This is a genomic window from Psychrobacter sp. PSi21 (genome assembly GCF_054960615.1).
Window position 1 is genome coordinate 1 of sequence record NZ_JBHNYR010000061.1, and the last position, 260, is coordinate 260.

Annotated in this window: 2 tRNA genes; both read right to left on the reverse strand. The window is 49.6% G+C overall.

What is annotated here, in order from left to right:
* Position 1 precedes the first annotated feature (1 nt).
* Positions 2 to 77, reverse strand: a tRNA-Ala gene (locus ACFI32_RS14885).
* A gap of 8 nt (positions 78 to 85) precedes the next feature.
* Positions 86 to 162, reverse strand: a tRNA-Ile gene (locus ACFI32_RS14890).
* Positions 163 to 260 lie beyond the last annotated feature (98 nt).

Below are 260 nucleotides of genomic sequence, written 5' to 3' on the forward strand. Positions count from 1 at the left end.
ATGGTGGAGCCAAACGGAGTCGAACCGTTGACCTCCTGCGTGCAAGGCAGGCGCTCTACCAACTGAGCTATGGCCCCATATAAAATGGTGGGTCTGATAAGACTTGAACTTATGACCCCCGCGTTATCAACACGGTGCTCTAACCAGCTGAGCTACAGACCCTGAGAGCCGTTAAAACAGAGCACTGCTCTGTTAGGCTCGCAAGAGTTAATTCCTTAAATGGAATTGACTGCTACTGCCTACTACGGCTAAAGCTTATT